Origin of the sequence: Streptomyces sp. C10-9-1, from assembly GCF_024497955.1 — a bacterium.
Lineage (GTDB): Bacteria > Actinomycetota > Actinomycetes > Streptomycetales > Streptomycetaceae > Streptomyces > Streptomyces sanyensis.
In genome coordinates, this window is record NZ_JANHKP010000020.1 from 1 (window position 1) to 21,554 (window position 21,554).

Sequence of the window (21,554 nt, forward strand, 5' to 3'; positions counted from 1 at the left end):
GTGTCCAAACACTATCAGGCTTTCCGGGCCCTCCTGACCACCACCCTGCAGACAGCAGTGGTTTAGACCAGTTAGGATCTCGCCTCGACAGTGCCGCCGACCCCCGACTCAGTGTCGCGTTGGGGCCAGGCAGGTGCTCGACACTACAGGTTGGTCACAGACGAGGCAAATCACCCCTGCCGTTCCCAGCTCCCCCAACTCGCAACGCTCTGGGGGAACTAGGACTTCACGTGACATACCCTGCTGAACAGCGTGCCGTCCGCGTACAGGCCGTGACGGCGCAGTACGAAACCCCCGCCCTGGGAGGCTCCATGACCACAGTGACGTCCCCTCTCGCCGGACAGGCCATCGGGCTCGGCGCCGTTCCCGATCCCGTGTTCTCCGGTGCGATGGTCGGTCCTGGGACCGCGATCGACCCCGACCGCGGGCCTTCCGAGGCCGTCTCCCCCGTGGACGGCATCATCGTGTCCCTTCACCCGCACGCCTACGTCGTCGTCGACGGCGAAGGCCACGGTGTCCTCACCCACCTCGGCATCGACACGGTCCAGCTCAACGGGGAGGGCTTCGAACTCCTCGTGAGCAAGGGCGACACCGTCGAGCGCGGCCAGGCGGTCATCCGCTGGGACCCGGCGGCGGTCGAGGCCGCCGGCAAGTCGCCGATCTGCCCGGTCGTGGCCCTGGAGGCCACCCCCGACTCGCTCTCCGACGTCCGTGAGAGCGGGGAGGTCAAGGCCGGGGAGAGCCTCTTCGGCTGGCAGTGACCTGCCCACGCCGGTGACGGCGACCAGCACATCCACCGCGGCGGCAGGGGTCGTCGCTCTAGCGGAGACGGTGAAATGGAGACAACGCTGCGAGGCGTCGGCGTGAGCCACGGTGTGGCGATCGGCGAGGTGCGGCACATGGGCACGGCGGTCCTGGAGCCGCCGGCCAAGCAGAATCCGGACCAGGACGCGGACCGGGAGCGGAGCCGGGCCCGGCAGGCCGTGGAAGCCGTGGCCGCCGACCTGATCGCCCGGGGCAACCTGGCGGGCGGCGAGGCGCAGGCCGTGCTCGAGGCCCAGGCCATGATGGCGCAGGACCCCGAGCTGATGTCCGACGTGGAGCGCCGGGTCGGCACCGGCAGCACCGCGGAGCGCGCGGTGTACGACGCGTTCGCGGCCTATCGCGACCTGCTCGCGGGCGCCGGGGAGTACATGGCCGGCCGGGTGGCCGACCTCGACGACGTGCGGAACAGGATCGTGGCCCGTCTGCTGGGCGTCCCCATGCCGGGGGTCCCCGACAGCGACGAGCCCTACGTCCTCATCGCCCGCGACCTGGCACCTGCGGACACGGCGCTGCTCGACCCCGCGCTGGTGCTCGGTTTCGTGACCGAGGAGGGCGGCCCGACCAGCCACAGCGCGATCCTTGCCCGGGCACTCGGGGTGCCCGCGGTGGTCGCCCTGCCGGGGGCGGGCGAGCTGGCCGAGGGCACGCTGGTGGCCGTGGACGGCAGCTCGGGCGAGATCTTCGTGGAGCCGAGCGAGCAGAAGCGCACCGAGATGGAGCGCGCCGCCGCCGAGCGCAAGGCGGCCCTCGCCGCCTCGACCGGCCCGGGTGCCACCTCGGACGGGCACAAGGTGCCCCTGCTCGCCAACGTCGGCGGTCCCGCCGACGTCCCGGCGGCCGTCGACGCGGGCGCCGAGGGCGTCGGGCTGTTCCGCACCGAGTTCCTCTTCCTGGACGACAGCACCACGGCGCCCTCCGAGGAGAAGCAGGTCGAGGCGTACCGCCAGGTACTGGAGGCCTTCCCCGAGGGGCGCGTCGTGGTGCGCGTCCTGGACGCCGGCGCGGACAAGCCGCTGGACTTCCTGACGCCGGGCGACGAGCCCAACCCCGCACTGGGCGTGCGCGGGCTGCGGACCCTGCTCGACCACCCCGAGGTGCTGCGGACCCAGCTGACCGCACTGGCCAGGGCCGCGCACGGCCTGCCGGTGTACCTGGAGGTCATGGCGCCGATGGTGGCGGACCGCACGGACGCCAGGGCCTTCGCGGACGCCTGCCGCGAGGCCGGGCTGGAGGCCAAGTTCGGGGCGATGGTCGAGATCCCCTCGGCCGCGCTGCGGGCCCGGTCCATCCTGCAGGAGGTCGAGTTCCTGTCGCTGGGCACGAACGACCTCGCCCAGTACGCCTTCGCCGCGGACCGCCAGGTGGGGGCCGTCTCCCGTCTCCAGGATCCGTGGCAGCCGGCGCTGCTCGACCTGGTGGCGCTGTCGGCGGAGGCCGCCAAGGCGGAGGGCAAGAGCTGCGGCGTCTGCGGCGAGGCGGCAGCCGATCCGCTGCTGGCCTGTGTGCTGACGGGTCTCGGTGTCACCTCCCTCTCGATGGGTGCGGCGTCGATCCCCTATGTGCGGGCGACGCTCGCGAAGTACACCCTGGCGCAGTGCGAGCGGGCGGCCGCCGCCGCGCGTGCCGCCGACACCGCGGAGGACGCGCGGCAGGCCGCGCAGGCGGTGCTGTCGGGCGAGTAGCCCGCGGCCGACGGTCAACGGGGCTTCGCGAAGGGGCTCCCCGCGGAAGTGGACGCCGGCGTCCGGGACTGCGGGGAGCCCCTTCGTGCTCGCCCGGCCGGGCCCGCGAGCCCGGCCCGGCCCGTCAGTGGTGGCCCGGGCCCGGGTCGGGCAGCGGCCTGCCCGCGCAGTACTCGACACCCGGCTCGGGTGGGACGGGTTCCCCGGTGGCGGCGTCGGTGCAGTAGGCGTCGAACACCTCCGCCGCCGTGAGCGGGGTGAGCCGGCCCCGGTCCAGACGCCACCCGTGGAGGCGGTCGGGGGCGCCGGGCCGGGAGGTGCGCAGCACGACGCCCCCGGGGCCCCGGAGCGCGAGGCCGACGGCGAGGACGGTGGCGAACTCGGCGGCCGCGTCGGCGTCCACCACGGCGGTGCCGGTGGCGGCGGCTTCCGCGTGGACTACGGCCAGGAGCTGCTCGTCGGGGGCCGGGACGCTGCACACCAGGTGGTGGCTGCCCTCGCCCGCGGTCTCCAGGAGTGCCATCAGTGCGGCGGAGGCCCGGTCGAAGGCGGACCTTCCGAGATCCTCCCCGCAGTCCTCGCAGGGGCCTGCGTCGGCGAGGAGCAGGGTGGCGTAGTTCCGGGTGGCGTGGCGCACGGACCGGTCGATCAGCCGGGGCAGGAGTGCGGTCAGCGGCGTGCCGTCGCAGGCGACGGTCGCGCCGCTGCGGGCCGCCCGTGCGGTGAAGCGGCTGCGGGAGGCGGGGTCGTCGGGGTCCGTGCCCTCGCGGGCGCAGTACTGCGCGTACTCCTCGGGGTCGAAGAGGGCGAGCGTGGTGTGCAGGTGCCGGGCCGCGAGGGTGTCCATCACCTGCTGGACCTCGCGCAGGTACGCGTCGTGGTCCTCGAAGGCGAAGGTGCGGTAGCGGCGCATGGCGGTGAAGTCCCGCGGATCGGCCAGGACGCCGAGTGTGGCGGGGACCTCCCGGTGCAGGCCGCGCCGCCGCTCGGATCGGGCGGCGGCGCGGGACGTGGGGCGGTGGCGGGTCATGAGGATCTCCCCCGGGATCGCTGTGGGTGACTTGTCCACCACGCTAGGTGCCGCCACTGACAGTCGGGGCGGACCGGTCCCGGGGACCGCCCCACGGGGGCGGGCGGGTCAGCCGGTGCTGCGCGCCGCGCGCCGGGTGCGCGCCAGTTCCTCGTAGAAGCGGAGCAGGTCCAGGTTGTCCACCGAACCGGGGTTGACCGCCTTGGCCAGGTCCGTCCCCTGGAGCAGGCGCTTGACGGGGACCTCGATCCGCTTGCCGGTGAGGGTGTGCGGCACCCCGGGCACCTCGATGATCTCGTCGGGGACGTGGCGCGGCGAGAGCTGCTCGCGGATGGTGCGCTTGACCCGGTCGCGGAGGGCGTCGTCGAGCACCGCCCCCGGCGCCAGGTGGACGAACAGGGGCATCCAGTAGCCCCCGTCCGGCTCCTCCAGGCCGATGACCAGGGATTCGCGGATCTCCGGGAGGCGTTCCACGGCCTCGTAGATGTCGGCGGACCCCATCCGGACGCCCTGGCGGTTGAGGGTGGAGTCGGAGCGGCCGTGGATGATCACGGAGCCGCTCTCGGTGAGGGTGATCCAGTCGCCGTGGCGCCAGACCCCGGGGTAGGTGTCGAAGTAGGACTCGCGGTAGCGGCTCCCGTCCGGGTCGTTCCAGAAGCGGACGGGCATCGAGGGCATCGGGTTGGTGACGACGAGTTCGCCGACCTCGCCGACGAGCGGCTCGCCCTGGGGGTCGAAGGACCGGAGGTCCGTTCCGAGGCAGGCGGCCTGGAGTTCGCCGATGCGCACGGGGAGGGTGGGCACGGCCCCGGCGAAGCAGCTGCAGACGTCGGTGCCGCCGCTCACGGAGGCGATCCACAGGTCGGCGCGCACCTCGTCGTGCAGCCACCGGAAGCCGTCCGGGGGCAGCGGTGAGCCGGTGGTGGCGACGCAGCCGACGCGGGAGAGGTCGTGGTCGCGGGACGGGTGGACCCCGGCCTTGGCGCAGGCCATGACGTAGGCGGCGGAGGTGCCGAAGAGCGTGGCGCCCGTCCGTTCGGCCACAGCCCACTGGGCGCCGGTGGTGGGGTGGCCGGGGCTTCCGTCGTACAGGACCACGGTGGTGCCGGTGAGCAGCCCGGAGACGAGGAAGTTCCACATCATCCAGCCGGTGGAGGTGTACCAGAAGAAGCGGTCGCCGGGGCCGAGGTCGCAGTGGAGGCCGAGCTGCTTGAAGTGCTCCAGCAGGATGCCGCCCTGGGACTGGACGATCGCCTTGGGCAGCCCGGTGGTGCCGGAGGAGTAGAGGACCCACAGGGGGTGGTCGAAGGGGACCTGCTCGAAGACCGGCTCGGTCTCGCCCGCGGTGACCGCGGCCCAGTCGAGGGCCCCCTCGGGGGCTTCGGTTCCGAGGAGCGGGATGTGCACGACGGCGCGGAGGCTCGGGAGCTCGCCGCGGAGCTCCGCCACGGTGGCGGTGCGGTCGTGCTCCTTGCCGCCGTACCGGTAGCCGTCGACCGTGAACAGGACGACGGGTTCGACCTGCTGGAACCTGTCGAGGACGCTGCGGGCCCCGAAGTCGGGGGCGCACGAGGTCCAGACGGCGCCGACCGCGGCGGTGGCGAGCAGGGCGGTGACGGCCTCGGGGATGTTGGGCAGGTAGCCGCTGACGCGGTCGCCGGGGCGGACCCCGAGGTCGCGCAGCCGGGCCGCGAGAGCGCCCACCTGGCGCCGGAGCTCCGCCCAGCTGACGGGGGCGGGCTCCTGGGTCTCGTCCACGCGGAGGAGGGCCGGCTCCGCGGCCCGGGCGGGGTCCTCGGCCGTGCGCAGGGCGTGTTCGGCGTAGTTGAGGGTGGCGCCGGGGAACCAGCGGGCGCCGGGCATGGAGCGGTCGGCGAGGACGCGCTCGTAGGGGGTGGTGAAGCGGATGTCGAACCATTCGGCGACGGCCTGCCAGAAGGTCTCCAGCTCGTCGACGGACCAGCGGTGCAGCGCGGGGTAGCCGCCCTCGGCGGGCGCCCCGTGGCGCTCGGCCGCCCATGCCTGGAAGCGGGTGACGCGGGCGTCGGCGACGCGGTCGGCATCGGGCTGCCAGAGCGGGGCGGAGTTCGCTGCTGAGGTCATGGGTCGGCTCCCGGGCTGTCTCTCTACGCGGTGGTGCGCGGTGTCTGCGCGGCCCGCGCGCGGGCGGGGTGTGCGCGGACGCGGGCTGACAGGGACGATGCCATGTGATCGTCCTTCGCACCAGGGCTCGCCCCCCATGGGCGGGCAGGCGAATATGTGCTCTCACCATGGGTGAACGGCAGTTGAACAGGGGCTCTGGCCCCCTCGGCGGGTGGCAGGGTGAGGCGCATGGACGATCGTGGTCTGGTGCGCCCGGTGCAGTGGTTCGGTTCATGGCGGGGTCGGCGGGGGGAGCTGTCGGCCCGGGGCGGTGCGGGAGCGGCCGCGGGGGCCTCGCGTGGTGAGCGGGCCAGGACCCCGGGCGCGGCGGTGGGGGCGGAGCCGTCGGACGGGGGCGGTGTGGTCCGCTTCGCGCGTTCCTCGCTGCGGATCGTCGTGACGGCGGGCGGTGCGGTCTTCTCCGGATGGGACGGGGCGGAGCCCCTGCCGTCCCACGGTCTGGCCGGCAGCCCTCCGGAGAGGGATCCGAGGGCCGTGCTGGAGCCGGACATGGACGGCGGCTGGCGGGTGGTGTCCGAGCGGGTGACGGTGGCGGTGTCGCGGCTCGGCGCGGTGGAGTTCCGCACCCCGGGGGGCGTGGTGCTGCGCCGGGAGCTGCCGCCGCGCTGGTGGGAGCCGGTGGACGGGGGTCCGGGGCGCTGGCTGCTGCGCAGCGAGGTGGCCGCGGACGCCCGGGTGTTCGGCTGGGGTGGGCGGGCGGAGGGGGTCCGGCTGCGGGAGGCGCGGCTCGGGCGGTCGGACGGCGCGGCGGGAGGGCCGTCCCCGCTCTTCGGCATGCCCGTGGAGCTGGTGGTCGCGGACGCCGGCACGCATCTGGTGTTCCACGACACCGCGCGGACGGGGCGCGTCGTGGTGCGGGAGGGCGAGGAGGGCGCGGGTTCGGGGCACGACCGCTCCGGGACGGTGGAGCTGCGGATGGACGGGGGTCCGCTGCGCAGTTGGCTGCTGGTCGGCGGACCGGCCCGGGTGCTGGGCGGGTTCGTGCGGCTGACGGGCGCGCCGGTGCTGCCTCCCGCGTGGGCGTTCGGGCGGCACCACCGGTTCCGGTTCGAGGGGCCGGTGTCCGAGGAGCGGGTGTGCGAGGCGGTCGCCGACTGCCGTGCGCGGGGGGTGCCGCTGTCGGCGGTGCACCTCGGGGGTTCCGCCGCGCGCCTGCCGCCGGCGCCCGAGGTGCCGGGGGGCTTTGCGCGGGACGCGGGGGCGGTCCCCGACGCGGCCCGGCTCGGCAAGGACCTGGACGGCGTGGGGGTGCGGCTGGTGTGGGCGGGGGCGCCTGGCGGGGGGCCGGAGCCGGCCGCACGCGGGCAGGAGGCCGGGGTGCCGTACGGGGAGCTGCCGGCGCGGGGGTTCGCGGGCGTGGTCCGGGGGCCGGCCCGCCGGGACGGCTCGGGCGACGCCGCGGTGGCAGGTGCCGGGGCGGTGGCGGAAGCGCGCGCCGTGCGCGAGGAGTTGCAGGCCGCGTGCCCGGAGGAACCGCCGTTCCTGGCGGAGGTGGAGGGCTGGGCCGGGATCCAGCGGGCCGCGGCGGCCTGGGTGGTGGAGGACCCGGCGCTGAACGGGTGGGCGGGGCTGCGCGCCGCGCTGTCCGCGGTGCTGGGGCTCGGGCTGTGCGGGGTGCCGTTCACGGGGCTGGACGTGTCCGGGGCGGCAGAGCCCGCGGGGAGTCCGCCGGGGCGGTGGCGCCGCGCAGCGCCGGGGGCCTCGCCGGAGCTGGCTCTGCGGCGGCTCGGGCTGGCGGCCTTCCTGCCGATGCTGCGGACGTCGGGGCCGCGGGCGGTGCCGGGTCCGGGCGGGGAGGCGGTTCTCAGGGAGCGGGAGCGTCTGGTGCCCTATCTGCTGTCCTCGGCGCGGCTGGCCCGGTGGACGGGAGCGCCGATGGTGCGGCCGCTGTGGTGGGAGCACCCCGGTGACCGGCGGCTGCGCGCGTGCGAGGACGCCTTCCTGCTGGGGGACGCCCTGCTGGTGGCCCCCGTGCTGGAGCCGGGTGCGACGAGGCGTGTGGTGCGGCTGCCGCGAGGCCGCTGGTACTCCACGGCCACGGCATGCCCGTCGGAGGGGCCGGGCGAGGTGGTGGTGGAGGCTCCTCCGGGGCACGTGCCGGTGTTCGCCCGGGCCGGCTCGGTGCTTCCGGTCCGCGGGCCGGGGGGCGGGACCGAGTGGGAGGTGTGGGCTCCCGTGCGGGGGCGTACGGGAGGCGGTCTGGTGGCGCGGGCCGCGGACGGGGGTCCGGCCGATCCGGGTATCGGGCGCTATGCCACGCGGTGGGACGGGGACCGGGTCGTCGCGGAGTGGCGGGTGGGTGACGAGCGGGAGCCCGTCACCGGACCCCTGCGGGTGCGCGGGGACGGCTGAGGCTCCGCGGGAGCAGGGAGCAGGAGGCGAGGCGGCGGGGAGGCGGGGAGCGCAGGCGGCGGTGCCGTCCGGAGGCGGGGGTCGGTGTCAGCCCCGGGCGTAGTCCCCGGCGAACCAGTGGGCCGCCGCGACCGTGTGGAGGGGGAACGCGAGCGTCCCGGGCGCCCGCAGGAGGTGCCAGCCCTCCGTCTCCCGGGTGGGCCGCACGGGCGGCAGGGCGGCGGCAGGGCGCGGCGGCAGCAGTCCGAACACCAGCAGGTGCCCGGCCGGGGAGCTCAGCGTGTCCGCGAGGCGCACCTCGCGCTCCGGTGCCTCGATGCCCGTCTCCTCGGCCAGTTCGCGGACGACGGCGTGCCGCCAGTCCTCCCCGTGGTCGATGAAGCCGCCGGGCAGCGCGATCCCGCCGCGCTGGGGCTCGATGGCGCGGGTGACGACGACGAGGCCGGTGCCCTCGGCGTCCTCGACGGGCAGCAGGGCGACGGCTACGGGCAGCGGGTTGCGGTAGGCGGTGGCGCCGCAGGCCCGGCAGGTGCGCGGCCAGCCGGCGGCGTCGTCGTAGCGGGTTCCGCAGGAGGAGCAGTAGGAGTCCGTGGGCACGGGCGGACTGTAGTCCATCGTGCGCTCGGGCCCGGGCGGGGGCGCAGCCCGGGCCCCGGTCGGCGCGCCCGGCCGCCGGGGCGGCGACGCCGGTGGTAGACCGTGGAGATGACCGATCATCAGGGTGCGGGCGGGCCGGGGTGCACGGGACGGCGGGCGGGTGCGGGCGGGGCGTCCCGCCGGGCGCTGCGCCGCGCCGCGGTCGCGCTGCTGTGCACGGCCGCTCTGGCGGCGGGCACCGGCGGGCCCGCCGGTGCCGCCGGGCCGGCGGGCGCGGCGCCGGAGTTGGTGGCGCTGCGGGCGGTGGCGCCGTCCGTCGTCCGGGAGATCCGGTACGCCTCACGCGAGAACTTCGTCGGCGGGCCGGTCGACGGCTACCGGGCGCCGCTGTGCCTGCTCACCGCTCCCGCGGCCCGGGCGCTCGCCCGGGCGCAGCGCTCCCTGCTGCGGCAGGGGTACACGCTGAAGGTGTACGACTGCTACCGCCCGCAGCGGGCGGTCGACCACTTCGTCCGCTGGGCGGCGGACCTCGGGGACCAGCGGACCAAGGCCGTGTACTACCCGCGTGTCGACAAGTCGTCCCTGTTCGGGCTGGGCTACCTCGCCGAGCGGTCGGGCCACAGCCGCGGGAGCACCGTCGACGCGACCCTGGTGCGGCTCGCCGCGGGGGGCCCGGGCGGGGACGGGGCACCGGAGGCGTGCCATGCACGGCGGGACGGGACCGCTGCGGACGGGTCGGTGGACATGGGGACCGCGTACGACTGCTTCGACCCGCTCTCCGCCACCGACTCCCCCGGTGTCACGGCCCGGCAGCGCACCGAGCGGCAGCGGCTCAGGGGTGCGCTGGAGGGCGTGGGGTTCGCCAACCTCCCCCAGGAGTGGTGGCACTTCACGTACCGGGAGGAGCCCTATCCGGACACCTACTTCGACGTGCCGGTCTCCCCCGAGGCACTGCGGGTGCGCCGGACGGGCTGACGCGGGTGGTGCCCGGGACTAGCGTGCGGGCATGAGCGAGCGGACCTTTACCTCGTACGAGGAGTTCTGGCCGTACTACGTGGCGATGCACTCCAGGGCGGCGACGCGCTGGGCGCACCTCGCCGGCACCCTCACCGGACTGGCCGTGGGCGTCTACGGGCTGGCCCGCGGGCGTCCGCGACACCTGGCGGCGCTGCCGCTGATCGGCTACGGAACGGCCTGGCCGGCCCATGTCCTGATCGAGGGGAACAACCCGGCCACCTTCGGGCATCCCGTCTGGTCGCTGCGGGGCGATGCGCGGATGATCGGGATGATGCTGGCGGGACGGGACCGCGAGCTGTCCGGGATCGCGCGGACATGGCTGGCCGAAAGGGCCCGGGAGGAGCACCGGCCCGCGGGGCCGGGCGCAGGACGGCAGGCCGGTGCACCGGCCGCACCGTGGCGCGGGAGCGGGCGGGGGGGGCGTCCTGCCGTACCGGCGTGCGGGTGCGTCAGGGGGCGGCGGGCTCACGGTCCCGGTCGACGCGGGCGAGGGCGTGCTCCACGACGGAGACCAGGATCCGCTTGACGGACTCCCGGTCACGCGCGTCCCCCGTGAGCAGGGGGACCTCGGGGTCGAGGTCGAGCGCCGCGCGCACCGTCTCGGGCGGGAAGGGCTCGGCGCCCTCGAAGCGGTTCACCGCGACGGCGAAGGGGATGCCGCGGCGTTCGAAGTAGTCGACGGCGGCGAAGCAGTCCGAGAGCCTGCGGGTGTCGGCGAGCACCACCGCGCCGAGGGCCCCCTGGGCCAACTCGTCCCACAGGAACCAGAAGCGGTCCTGCCCGGGCGTGCCGAACAGGTAGAGGACCAGGTCCTCCCGGAGCGTGATCCGGCCGAAGTCCATGGCGACCGTGGTGGTCGTCTTGGACTCCACGCCCGAGAGGTCGTCGACCACGGCGCCCGCCTCGGTCAGCGACTCCTCGGTGCGCAGCGGGCGGATCTCGCTGACGGCTCCGACCAGGGTGGTCTTGCCGACGCCGAAGCCGCCCGCCACCAGGATCTTCAACGTCACCGGCTCGATCGGCGCCGTCCGGCGGCTAGAGCGCCCGAAGGCCATTGATCACCTCGCGCAGGATACTCACGTCCGGCAGCTCGGCCGGAGGTACGGGACGGGTCACGTGGACGAGCGCGTCGTCCACGAGGTCGCCGACCAGGACCCGGACCACGCCGACGGGCAGGTCCAGGCCGGCGGCGAGTTCGGCGATGCTCAGGGGGGCGTCCTCGCAGCGCTCGACGATCTCCACGTGCTCGGGGGACAGGGACTGGTCCCGGCCCGGGTCGTGGGCGGCGGGTTCGGGGACGACCAGGGCGATCAGGTCGAGGCGGTGGCTGCTGTCGTGGGCGGTGCGGCCGCGGGTCATGGCGTAGGGGCGGACCACGGGACCGGCGTCCGCGTCGATCCAGTGCTGCGGCCGGCGTCTGTTCCGGACGGAGTCACTCATGGCTGACGCCTCACCGCCCGGTGTGCGGACCGGTCCGTGGGGCCATGGCCAGGTGTACGCCGACCCGCTTGACCATGAGGGTCATCTCGTAGGCGATCTGGCCGACGTCGGCTTCGGCGTCCGCCAGCACGGCGAGGCAGCTGCCGTCCCCGGCTGCCGTCACGAAGAGGAAGGCCTCGTCCAGTTCGACCACGGTCTGGCGCACCCGGCCCGCGTCGAAGTGGCGGCCGACCCCCTTGGCGAGGCTGTGGAAGCCGGAGGCGACCGCCGCGAGGTGCTCGCCGTCCTCGCGTCCGAGGTCCCGGGACGCGCCGGTGGCCAGCCCGTCCCCGGAGAGGACCAGGGCCTGGCGGATGCTGGCGACCCGCTCGACGAGTTCGTCGAGGAGCCAGTCGAGTTCGCGGGATTCCCCGGCGCGGCCGGCGGGGTCCCTCGGTGCGGTGTGCGGTGCGGTCATGGGCCGTCCCCCTCAGTCGTCGGTCCTGGTGCGGCCGGGGAAGCCCCGGATCCGCTCTGGGTGCCGGCAGTCCGGCCGGCGGCGTCGGTGGCGGCGGTTCCGCGGCCGTCGCGGGGAGCGTCCGGGCCGCCGGTCCCCGCGGCGTTCTCCCGGCGGCCGCGCCGCCATCCGCGCTGGATCGAGGCCATCCGGGCGCGCACGGCCTCGGCGTCGCGCTCCTGGAGCGGCTCCGGCGGCGCGGACGGCTCGGGCCGCTCGGTGTCCGCCGCACGGCGGAGCTGGGGGACGAGACTCGCCTGCCGGACCCGCCTGGGCAGTCCGCCGGGCCCGGCCGCCTGCGCGGCGGGCAACGGGCGGGGGCCGGCCGGACCCCCGCGGGGCGCCTCGCCGGAGGAGCGGGCGGAGGCGTCCGCGCCCCGTGCCCGCTCGCGGCGCTGCGGCAGGAGGGGGATCGGGTCCGCGCCCGCGTCCCGGCCGTCGCCCGGGCCGTCGGCGTCGACGGGGTGGTGCAGGCCCGCGGTTCCGCGGTCGTCCACCCGGCGCCCGTGGTCCGCCACCAGCGTCGGGGGGCGGCGCCGGGGCAGGGGGACGGCTCCGAGGAGCGGGGTGTCGGGGACGGGGGGCCGGCGGCGGCGGCCGGGCTCCTCTGCCCGGCGCGGGGAGCGGGCCCGGAAGATGCCGCCGCCTTCGCTGTCGGTGTCCTCGATCCCGGCGAGGGCGGCCGCGTCGAAGCCGCTGCCCCCGGGGCCGTCCGCCGCCTGGGCGCGCCGGGTGCGGCGGTCGTCCGGGCCCAGGGCGCCTACCGGGGCCTCCAGTTCGACGGGGCCGTCGAGGAGCGCGGACGGACCGCCCTCCGGGGGGACGTCGGCGAGGGCGCGCCTGCGCTGCTCACGGCGTCCGGCGGCGCTGTCGGTCTTGCGGTCCAGCCGGAATCCGGTGCCCTGGGTCTCGGGGGCGTCGGTGAGCAGCGCCGCCGGGATGAAGACCACCGCCGTCGTCCCGCCGTAGGGCGAGCGCTGCAGGCACACGCGGACGTTCTGGCGCCGGGCGAGACGGCTGACGACGAACAGGCCGAGGCGGTCGGTGTCGGAGAGCTCGAACTCCGGGGTCTCCGCGAGGCGGAGGTTGGCGTCGAGCAGGGCTTCGGGCGTCATCCCGAGGCCGCGGTCGTGGATCTCCAGGGTGAAGCCGTTCGCGACCCGCTCGCCGAGCACCTGCACCCCGGTGTGGGGCGGGGAGAACACCGTCGCGTTCTCCAGCAGTTCGGCGACCAGGTGGGTGAGGTCGGCGACGGCCGGGCCGCCCACGCCGATGCGGGGCAGTCTGCGGACCTCGATGCGCTCGTAGTCCTCGACCTCGGCGACGGCCGCGCGGACGACGTCCATCAGCTGGATCGGCTTGCGCCACTGGCGGGAGGGTGCCGCTCCGGAGAGGATGACCAGCCCCTCGGCGTGACGGCGCATCCGGGTGGTCAGATGGTCCAGGCGGAAGAGGTCCGCGAGCTCCTCCGTGTCCTCGGTGCGGCGCTCCATGGCGTCCAGCAGGGTGAGCTGGCGGTGCAGGAGGACCTGGTTGCGGCGGGCGAGGTTGACGAAGACCTCGGAGACCCCCCGGCGCATGTCCGCCTGGCGCACGGCCGCCTCGACCGCCGCGCGCTGGAGCGTGTTGAGCGCCTGCCCGACCTGCCCGATCTCGTCCTTGCCGTACTCCAGTCGGGGCGCCTCGGTCTCCACGTCGATCTGCTCGCCCGCGGCGAGCCGGCGCATCACGCTCGGCAGCCGGACCGCGGCGACCTCGTGCGCGTCCTTGCGCAGCCGGGACAGGGCGCGTACCAGTTCGCGCCCGATGCGGACGGAGACGACCACGGAGGCGAGCAGCGCGAGGAAGCCCAGCACGCCCGCCGCGCCGGCTCGCGCGAGGACCCGGTAGGCCGCGGGTTCGACACGGTCGTGGTGGCGCTGCCCGGCCTCGCGGGCCTCGGCCGCGAGGTCGTCCAGGACGGGGACGGCGGCCTGCTCCCACCGCTCGGCCTCGCCCGCGGTGAGGTCCTTCGCGGGTCCCCGGGCGACGAGGCGGTCCTCGGCGTCCCGCAGCGGTGCGCTGCGGGGGCTGCTCCAGTACTCCTCGACGATCCGGCTCTCCCGGCGGGACAGGCTCTCCAGACTGATCCGGTAGTGCAGCGCGCGCTGGGCCATCAGGTCGGTGAGAGCGCGGAGTTCGGGGGCGGTGACCTTGCCCGTGGCGAGCGTCGAGGCGATCAGTGCGTCCTCGCGGGAGAGCATCTCGCGCCCGCGGAGCAGCCCCACCAGGGCACGGCCCTGGCGCTCCAGTTCCGCGTCGTCCAGGACGTGCACGGTCACCAGGAAGGTGTGGGCGGGGTCGATGAGCCGGTTGTAGTAGCCCAGGGCCTGCATGCGGGAGAGGGCGTTGGAGTCGACCGAGCGGCGCAGCGCCGCGATGCCGTCGAGGGCGTCGAGGAAGGCGCCGAGCCGGCGCCCCGTGGAGCGGGTCATGGCGTCGCGCACGGAGGGGTCCGCGGCGCCGGCGCGCACCGCGGCGATCGCGGTGTCACTCGCCTCGCGGCGGGCCCGCATGGCGGGTTGGGCGTCGGCGGACCGCCGGTCGGCGAGGTAGACCAGGGTGTCGCGCCGCTCGCGCTGCAGGAGGTCGACGGCCTCCTCGACCGGGGTTCCGACCTTGCGCGAGACGGTGGTGGCGTCGAGCAGCCGGGCGGCCTCACGACCGGTGAGGACGGTGGCGAACGCCCACAGGGCGCCGAGCGAGAGCAGGGGGACGAGCAGCAGCGCCACGATCTTCCGGCGGATCGACTTCCCGCGAAAGCGCATGGCCTCCCCCTGCTCGACCCGGCCCGGCCAGGCGGGTGTTCCGTCAGCAAACGGCGAGAGCGTACTACTGACACAGGAACAACTCGAAGACTCGTCCGGGACGATTTTCGGCCGGTGATATGCCCGTGAATCGGCGCATCGACACTCTTCCGGGGGCTGGCCTCCGTCGGAGCGCGCGAGGACAGCGGCCGCGTCCTCATGTTCCGGAGCATGGCAGATGGCTGGATATAGGCGATGTGGACGGCATGGAGCGGGCTCGGGGCATCCTTCCGGGGCTCTCGCTCGTCCTTACGTCAGGGGAACCCCCGGCGTTCACCGCTGCCGTGCGTGCGTGCGGCGGCGGTGCGGCGCACGGGCCGGTCCTGCCACGACTCCGGGGCACACCGTCGGCGGCCGTCGGCGGCAACGGAATGGAACGAATGGTTCCGGGCAGGCACCCCTGAGGCGGACACAGGTGGGGAGTGACGGCAGGTATGGACACGGACGAGCGCCGGACGGGGGCGCCCCGGCGCGAGGAGCACGGTGCGGGGCCGCAGGGCGCGGTGGCCTCCGGGAGGGGCGGGCGGAGCACCGCGGGGCCCGTGGTGCCGGGGGCGCGCGCGCCCGGCCGGTCCGGGCCCGGCGTGCCCTCCGCGCCGGAGCAGCGGCCGCTGTGGGTGGAGGAGCCCGAGGGGAGGCGCCGCATGGCCGACCCGGTGCGCACCGCGGCGGTGCGGGCGGTGATCATCGTCTCGCTGACGCTGATCCAGGCGATGATGGCCTTCCTGTTCAGCCTCACCGACTCCTGGCTCGCCTTCCCCACGGTGCTCACCAGTGTCGCGGGCACGGTGGTGGCGACCTGGGCGGTACTCGACGTGTGGGTGACCCGCCAGGTGTGGAAGCAGCGCCACGGGGTCGTCTCGGTGCCGAGCAGCACGGCGCGCCGCATGCGCCGGGAGCGGCGCCGCGCCGAGCGGGCCGCCCGGCGCGGGGGCCGGATAGCCCGCGGCGGGCCGGTGGCGCCGCCGGAGGCCGGCGGTCGGGTCCGGGACGGCGGCGCGGGGCGGCTGTCCCGGGCGTGAACCCCGTCCGGCCCGGCGGGCGCCCCGATCCGGGTGCCGCGCGGTGCGGGACCGCTCAGCGGACCTCGGCACCTCCGGCACCCGGATCGGCGGGAAGGCCGGCCCCCGGGACGGGCGCCGCGGGCGCCGACGGGGGGTCGGGCTGCGCCGGGACGGTGGCCGCCCTGCGGAACATGCGGGTGGAGGTGATCTCCCCGTGGACCGTCCCGCCCGCCGGGTCGGATTGCGGCAGCCCGGGACGCAGATGCTCCTCGACGCTGATGTACTTCAGTCCCGCCCGCAGGTCCGCGTCGTTGCGCAGCCTGATCACCAGGGGGAACTCGGCGAGCGCCGTGGTGTCGAACAGCCCCGTGGTGTACAGGAGCTGGACGCCGAGGGCGTCCGACACGGCCCGCTGCAGTTCCAGCAGGTAGGTCGCGTTGGCACGGCCGATGGGGTTGTCCAGGAAGAGCGTCCCCGCATGGCGGTGCCGGTCCCGGCCGCGGTCGTTGCTGCGCAGGGCGGCCATGGTGCAGTAGAGCGCGATGGCGGCCGTCAGGAGCTGGCCCCCGGAGAACACGTCGCCCATCTGGCCGACGGGCACCCGCTCCGCGCGCAGCACGGCGTCGGGCTTGAGGATCTCCACGGCGACGCCCTTGGGCTGCAGTGCGGCCTGCACCCCCCGCAGCAGCAGGGACATGCCGTCCCGGCGGCCCTCCCCGTAGGCGGCGGAGGAGTTCTTGCGGACGGCGGCCCGGGTGGCCTCGTCGACGACCTCGCCCAGTCGCTCGGCGAGCAGGGCGTGGTCGGGTTCCTCGAAGCGGATGCGCAGGAACTCCTGCCCCGACCACTCGCCCAGCCCCTCGGGCAACCGGGACAGGCGCTGCGCCGAGCGCAGCGTCGCCAGTGCCGACTCGACGAGTCCGCGGAGCCGGTCGACGATCGTCTCGCGGTTGCGCTCCAGCTGCGTCAGCTCGTCGGTCAGCACCCGCAGGCGCGGTGCGAAGGCCTCCGCCCAGGTGGCCGCGTGCTCGGGCAGCGCGGCGGCGGGCAGTTCGCGGATCTGCTGCCGGGCGGGTGTACGGACCTGCTCGAAGCGCGTGGAGTTGGCGTGCCGCACCAGGACGTCGCTCGCCTCGCGCACGGCGGCCTCCGCGGCGGAGAGGTCCGCGGCGCAGCCGCGCAGCGAGCGGCGGGCCTCGGTCGCCGAGGTACGCGCCTCCTCCAGGGTCCCCGGGTAGGACTCGGGCTCGGTGTGGGCCTCCTCGTCCTGCTGGTGGTCGCGGAGCAGGTCGCGCAGCAGGGCGGCGGTCTCGTCGAATCCCCCGGCGGCGTCCTCGGCGGTCCGGTGCGCCCGCAGGAGGGCGGAGTGGGTCGCCCGTGCCGTCTCCAGCTCCTCCGTGCGCGCGGCGAGCGCGCCGCTCGCGGTGCGCAGCAGCGCCTGGGCGTGCTCGACGTCCGAGGGCACCATGTCCTCGGGGAGTTCGGTGTGCGCCTCGCCCTCGGCGGGGGCCAGACGCTCCGCCTCGCCGCGGAGGCGGCCGAGCTTCTCGCTGGCCTCCGAGGCACGGGACTCCAGCATCTGCACCAGGGCCTCGGCGCGCGCGGCGGCGGCCTGGCGCGAGGGCCCGTCGGCGCCGTCGGTGCTCTCCAGAAGCTGCGCGGCCCGGGTGCGCACCTTGTTGGTGAGCCGGTCGAGTTCGGCCAGGGCGGCGCTCTCGTCGCTCTCCGCGCGTGCCTGCTCGGCGCGGAGGTCGGCTCCCACACCGACCTTCTCGTACAGCCTCGACGCGGCCCGGTACGCCTCCCGCAGGGCGGGCAGCGGTGCGCGGGGGGTGTCGGGATCCGCCGCGGGCTTCTCCGGGGCACCGGCGATCTCGGCCCGCTCGGAGCGCAGCGCGCGGGCCGTGCGACGGGCGTCGTCGCCGGCCCGCTGGGCGGCACGGCGGTCCTCGTCGGCGGCCTTGGCCCGCTCCAGCAGGGAGGTGGCGCGGGCCTCGGACTCGGCGGCCTCCTCCGCCAGTTCGCGCAGCCTCGTGCCCCATCCGGCGCGCTCCCTGAGGCGGAAGGCCAGCCCGGCGAGCGCGTCCGCGGCGCGGCGGGCCCGCTGGGCGGTCTCCTGGCGCTCGTCGCGGATCCGTGCGGCGTCGGCGGCGGCCTCATCGGCCTCGGCGCGTTCGGCCCGGGCCTCGGCGAGCCGCTCCCGGGCCTCGGCGGCGGCCTCGGCGGCGGCGGCCTCGGCGGCGGCGAGTTCGGCCAGCATGCCCGGCGGGCAGTCCTCGCGCCACGCGGCGAGCCGGGCGGCCAGCGACCGGTCCCGGGTCAGCCGGGCGGCGAGGGCGCGGATCTCCTCGTCCCGCTCGGCGGCCCGCTGCCGCAGGCTGTGGCGCTCCTGGTCGGCGGCGTGCTCGTCGTGCATGGCCGGGTTCGGCGGGACGAGGAAGACGTCGCCGGTGCCGTCGCCGCCGGAGGGCACGGGGGCCAGCAGCGCGGCGGCGGTGCCGACGGCCACGGCGGAGCGGGGCAGCAGGGCCGCCCCGGCGAGTACCTCGCGGGCCCTGGCGTGGGATGCGGGGTCGGTGACCACCACGCCGTCGACGAGTTCGGGCCGGGCGGCGAGCACCGCCGCGTGGTCGGCGGGGTCGACGGCCTGCGCGAGGTAGCGCCAGCCGGGGAGCGCCGGGATGCCGTGCTCACCGAGGTACTCGACGGTGGCCAGGACGTCGGGCGCGGGCGGCAGGAGCCCTCCGTCGCCGAGGGCGCCGAGGATGCGGGAGTCGTCCGCGGCGGCCGTGCGCAGGTCGAACAGCTGGCGTTCCGCGGATGCCACGGAGGTGTCCAGCAGTTCCCTGAGCTCGTCGGCGAACCCGTCGAGCCGGGCGGCGGTCAGGGGCGCGGAGCCCGCCGCCGGCGGAGCGCCTGCCGCGTCCGCGGGGGCGCCGCCGTGCAGCGGTGCGGCCTCGGGGGTCCGGGGAGCGGGCACCGGGCCCCGGGCCGTGCCCGCCGCCGTGCTCCCGGCGCCGGGCGCGAGGCCGAGGAGGTCCGCGAGCCGGTCGTCGGCGGCGAGGGACTCCGCGGCCCGGCGCTCGGCCTGGTAGGCGTGCTCGGCCGCGACGGCGGCGTCCTCGGCCCGGGCGGCGGCCAGTTCGGCACGGGACTCGGCGGCCGCCGCGTCCTTCGCGCGCTGCGCCGTCGCGAGCGCGGTGGCGCGGGCTGCGTCCCATGCCTCGACGGCGTTCTTCTCGGCGTCGCTGGCGGCGAGCGCGGCGCGGGCGGGGTCGGCGTCGGGCCGGCTGTCGTCGAGCCAGCCGGCCCGGACCGCCTCGGCCGTCTCCTGCTCGACCTCCTGGAGCCGCTGGCGGAGGTGGCCGGTCTCGCTGCGGGCCCGCTGGGCCTCCGTCGCGGCAGCCGTGGCGTCGCGGTGGGCGGCCTCGGAGGACTCCTGGAGGCTTCGGGAGCGCTCCTCCTCCTCGTTGGCGACGCGCTCGGCGTCCTCGGCCGCGGCGTGCAGTGCCAGGACCAGGTCTCCGGCCGCCTTCTCCCGGGCGGCGAGGGCCGGAGCCGCGTCGCGCTCCGCCTCGCGGATCGCCGCGGCGACCCTGGCGGAGCGGTCCCCCGCGGCACGGTGGCGCAGCACGGCCTCCGCGGCCTGCCAGGCGGCGTGCAGGGTGCGGGCGTCGTTCAGTTCGCGGCGCTGGGAGGCCGCTCCCTTCTCCGCCACGGTGAGCGCCAAGGAGGCGTGGCGGAAGGCCAGCTCGGCCGCCACGAGGGCGCTGCGGCCGCGCGCCTGCTCGGCGTCGGTCACGGCGTGGGCGGCGTCGGCGACCTGCCGGGCGAGTTCGGCGGCGAGCCCCCGCTCCTGCGCGCCCCGGGCGGAGAGGCGGCGGGCGAGGGTGCGGGTGCGGCGCTCGGCGCCGGCGTGGATGTCGCGGGCCCGGGCCCGCGCGTCGGCTGCCTCGACGATGCGGCCGAGGAGGTCGACGGAGCCCGCGGTGAAGTCGCGCTCGGCGGTGAGTTCCGCCCGGCGGCCCAGCTTGTTGCCGAAGCCGCTGACGAGGTCGGCGAGGCCGTCGGTGTCCCGGGTGTCGGTGACCGCGCGCAGCAGCAGGTCGGTGAAGTCGGAGTCCTTCTTGACGGCGAAGAGGCCTGCGGCCTCGCCCTCGTCGGCGTTCATCTCGCGCTGGTAGCGGAAGAGCTCCGGGTCGAGGCCGAGCTCGCCGAGGTGCTCGTTCCAGCGGTCGTGGATCTCCTCCCAGCAGATCTCCAGGTGGGGGTAGGCCTTGCCGGCCTCGGTCAGCGCGTCGCGGAAGCCCTTCATGGTCCGGCGGCGCCCCTGTGCGCCGGACGCGCCCTCGGCGACGGGGCGCATCGCCGTCGACTCGGCGACGGGCAGGTTGTCCAGGCTCAGCCCCGGCCCGGGGCGGAAGGAGTACCACGCCTCGGCGAACTTGCGCGGGTCGTTGGAGACCTGGCGGCCGCGCCATTCGCTGACCTTGCCGACGACGACCAGCTCTCCGGTCTGGGTGTGCTGCCACTCCAGCGCGACGTGCCCGCAGTCGTCGGCGAGCAGGAACTTGCGCAGCACTCCGGAACTGGCGCCGCCGAGGGTGTTGCGGTGGCCGGGCAGCATCACCGAGAAGATCAGCTTCAGCAGCACCGACTTCCCGCCGCCGTTCTCCAGGAACAGCACGCCCGCGGGGGCGGGCCGGCGCGGCGGGCCGACGGGCTCCTCCTCGAAGAACTCCGCCTGTGCGGGGGCGGGGTGGGGCACCACTGCGCCGACTCCCCGCAGGTCCAGCACGGTGTCGGCGTAGCGGGCACCGGCGGGGCCGATGGAGTAGAGGCGGACCCGGGACAACTCGTACATGGCGGCGGACTCTCAGTCTTCGTCTGGCTGCTCCGAGCGGTGGGGCCGCCGGGCGGGCGGCGGGTGACCGTTCGGGGGTCGGGCGGTTCGGCGGTGCCCGGGGCGGGCGGGGCGCGTGCGGTCAGGTGTGGAAGGGCAGGCCCGCGTCGGCGGCCAGTTCGAGGTCGTCGCCCTCGGGGGCCGGCACCAGCGTGGCGCTGCCGTCGCTCACCGGGACCACGCCCAGGTCGAGCAGTTCGGACATGGCCGCCGTACCGGCCATGTCGCGCACCTGGAGCTGGAAGCGGGCGGTGGTCCGGTACGTGCCGCCCGCCTCGTCGCCGGTGCGCTGGAGGAAGCCGGACTCGGTGAGGAAGCCGACGGCCTTGCCGATGATGCCGGTGGTCGAGCCGGCGAGGCGCCGGGCGTCCTTGGTGGCCCCGGTGGCGCTGCGCCGGGCGTAGACCCGCCATGCCTCCTCCAGGTGCGAGGAGCCGCTGGCGGGGTCGCTGTTGCGGCCCTCCTCCTCCGCCCGCTCCTCGAGCCGGCGGCAGGCCTGGCGGACGAAGCCGTCCACGCCGTTGACGGTGATGCGGCCGATGTAGCCGTCGTCGGCGAGGTCCTCCGGGCGGGGGAAGGCCATGGCGGCGACGGCGAGATGGGCCAGGCCGTGGAGGAAGCGGTCGGCCGCGTCCGACGAGGCCCGGCGCGCGTAGTCGCCCATGCGGACGGCGAAGACGGAGTCCTCGCCCGCGGTGACGGCCATGCCGGCGCGGGGCGAGACCTCCAGGACCACGAGGCCGAGCCCGGTGGCGACGGCGTCGGCGAGGCGGGCGAAGGCGGTGTCCTCCCGGTAGCGGCGCAGCAGTTCGCCGTACTCGGCGTCGCGGGCGGGGAGGAGTCTCGGCTGGAGCCCGAAGGAGACGAGGCGGGCTGCGTCGGCCGCGTCGGCGGGGGTGAGGCTCCCGGCCCCCGGGGCGGAGACCGGTCCGGCCGGGGGCCCCGAGGGCGCGCCCGGCTCGCTCCACGCTGCGGAGTGCTCGGCGGGGTGGTCGCTCACGGGTGGGGCTCCTCGGGGATGCGCGGGGCGGCCGCTGGGGCCGGTCGGTGGGGCGGTGCCGCTCCAGGGCGGGTGGGGGCGGCGGGGCGGGCGTCCTCGGGCCCGTCCCACCGGACGCCGCGGGCGGGCGAGGGGCGGGCGGGGGCCCGGCTCCCGGATGCGGGGGCGGGCGGCCGGTGCGGCGCCGTGCCGGGCCGTG

At 76.2% G+C, this 21,554-nt stretch carries 14 protein-coding genes and 1 pseudogene; 6 read left to right on the plus strand and 9 right to left on the minus strand.

What is annotated here, in order from left to right; translation table 11 throughout:
• The first annotated feature begins 311 nt into the window (after nt 1–311).
• On the plus strand, nt 312–761 hold the full coding sequence (locus NPS70_RS24975) for a PTS glucose transporter subunit IIA (RefSeq protein ID WP_256526668.1): 450 nt from the start codon (nt 312–314) through the stop codon (nt 759–761).
• A gap of 75 nt (nt 762–836) precedes the next feature.
• On the plus strand, nt 837–2,507 hold the full coding sequence (ptsP, locus tag NPS70_RS24980) for a phosphoenolpyruvate--protein phosphotransferase (RefSeq protein WP_256526669.1): 1,671 nt from the start codon (nt 837–839) through the stop codon (nt 2,505–2,507).
• A 124-nt stretch (nt 2,508–2,631) separates the two neighbouring features.
• Here the strand turns inward: ptsP and NPS70_RS24985 are convergent, their stop codons facing one another.
• Both NPS70_RS24985 and NPS70_RS24990 read right to left on the minus strand, forming a co-directional pair.
• On the minus strand, nt 2,632–3,537 hold the full coding sequence (locus NPS70_RS24985) for a hypothetical protein (RefSeq protein WP_256526670.1): 906 nt from the start codon (nt 3,535–3,537) through the stop codon (nt 2,632–2,634).
• A gap of 108 nt (nt 3,538–3,645) precedes the next feature.
• The gene (locus tag NPS70_RS24990) at nt 3,646–5,640 is read right to left on the minus strand and encodes an acetoacetate--CoA ligase (protein ID WP_256526671.1); all 1,995 of its coding nucleotides are present in this window, start codon (nt 5,638–5,640) and stop codon (nt 3,646–3,648) included.
• Nucleotides 5,641–5,868: 228 nt separating this feature from the next.
• Here NPS70_RS24990 and NPS70_RS24995 point away from each other — a divergent pair, with 228 nt between their 5' ends.
• Entirely contained in the window at nt 5,869–8,052 is a 2,184-nt protein-coding gene (locus tag NPS70_RS24995) for a TIM-barrel domain-containing protein (protein WP_256526672.1), read from the plus strand.
• An 87-nt stretch (nt 8,053–8,139) separates the two neighbouring features.
• On the opposite strand, the gene NPS70_RS25000 is transcribed toward NPS70_RS24995, so the two are convergent.
• The gene (locus NPS70_RS25000) at nt 8,140–8,667 is read right to left on the minus strand and encodes an NUDIX domain-containing protein (RefSeq protein WP_256526673.1); all 528 of its coding nucleotides are present in this window, start codon (nt 8,665–8,667) and stop codon (nt 8,140–8,142) included.
• A 90-nt stretch (nt 8,668–8,757) separates the two neighbouring features.
• On the opposite strand from NPS70_RS25000, the gene NPS70_RS25005 reads away from it, so the two are divergent.
• Nucleotides 8,758–9,624: a M15 family metallopeptidase gene (locus tag NPS70_RS25005; protein ID WP_256526674.1), complete on the plus strand. Its 867-nt coding sequence runs from the start codon at nt 8,758–8,760 to the stop codon at nt 9,622–9,624.
• Nucleotides 9,625–9,655: 31 nt separating this feature from the next.
• Nucleotides 9,656–10,003 (plus strand): annotated as a pseudogene (locus tag NPS70_RS25010) (Mpo1-like protein); the annotation flags it as partial.
• Nucleotides 10,004–10,115: 112 nt separating this feature from the next.
• Here the strand turns inward: NPS70_RS25010 and NPS70_RS25015 are convergent.
• From NPS70_RS25015 to NPS70_RS25030, 4 genes are read right to left on the minus strand one after another with little or no spacing between them, the layout of a single operon-like run.
• Nucleotides 10,116–10,721 carry an ATP/GTP-binding protein gene (locus NPS70_RS25015; RefSeq protein ID WP_256526675.1) on the minus strand — a complete coding sequence of 202 codons (606 nt, stop codon included), beginning with the start codon at nt 10,719–10,721 and terminating at the stop codon, nt 10,116–10,118.
• Nucleotides 10,702–11,106, minus strand: a complete 405-nt coding sequence (locus tag NPS70_RS25020) for a DUF742 domain-containing protein (protein WP_256526676.1) — start codon at nt 11,104–11,106, stop codon at nt 10,702–10,704. The genes NPS70_RS25015 and NPS70_RS25020 overlap by 20 nt, the downstream gene beginning before the upstream one ends.
• Before the next feature lie 10 nt (nt 11,107–11,116).
• The gene (locus tag NPS70_RS25025; protein WP_256526677.1) at nt 11,117–11,563 is read right to left on the minus strand and encodes a roadblock/LC7 domain-containing protein; all 447 of its coding nucleotides are present in this window, start codon (nt 11,561–11,563) and stop codon (nt 11,117–11,119) included.
• The gene (locus tag NPS70_RS25030; protein ID WP_256526678.1) at nt 11,560–14,409 is read right to left on the minus strand and encodes a nitrate- and nitrite sensing domain-containing protein; all 2,850 of its coding nucleotides are present in this window, start codon (nt 14,407–14,409) and stop codon (nt 11,560–11,562) included. Before NPS70_RS25030 ends, NPS70_RS25025 begins: the two co-directional genes overlap by 4 nt.
• Before the next feature lie 473 nt (nt 14,410–14,882).
• Here NPS70_RS25030 and NPS70_RS25035 point away from each other — a divergent pair, with 473 nt between their 5' ends.
• A complete protein-coding gene (locus tag NPS70_RS25035; protein ID WP_256526679.1) occupies nt 14,883–15,470 on the plus strand; it encodes a hypothetical protein in 588 nt (195 codons plus the stop codon).
• A gap of 55 nt (nt 15,471–15,525) precedes the next feature.
• Here the strand turns inward: NPS70_RS25035 and NPS70_RS25040 are convergent, their stop codons facing one another.
• Together NPS70_RS25040 and NPS70_RS25045 are read right to left on the minus strand one after the other, a co-directional pair.
• The gene (locus NPS70_RS25040; protein ID WP_256526680.1) at nt 15,526–20,316 is read right to left on the minus strand and encodes a hypothetical protein; all 4,791 of its coding nucleotides are present in this window, start codon (nt 20,314–20,316) and stop codon (nt 15,526–15,528) included.
• 121 nt (nt 20,317–20,437) lie between these two features.
• Entirely contained in the window at nt 20,438–21,355 is a 918-nt protein-coding gene (locus NPS70_RS25045) for a hypothetical protein (RefSeq protein ID WP_256526681.1), read from the minus strand.
• Between the last annotated feature and the right edge of the window lie 199 nt (nt 21,356–21,554).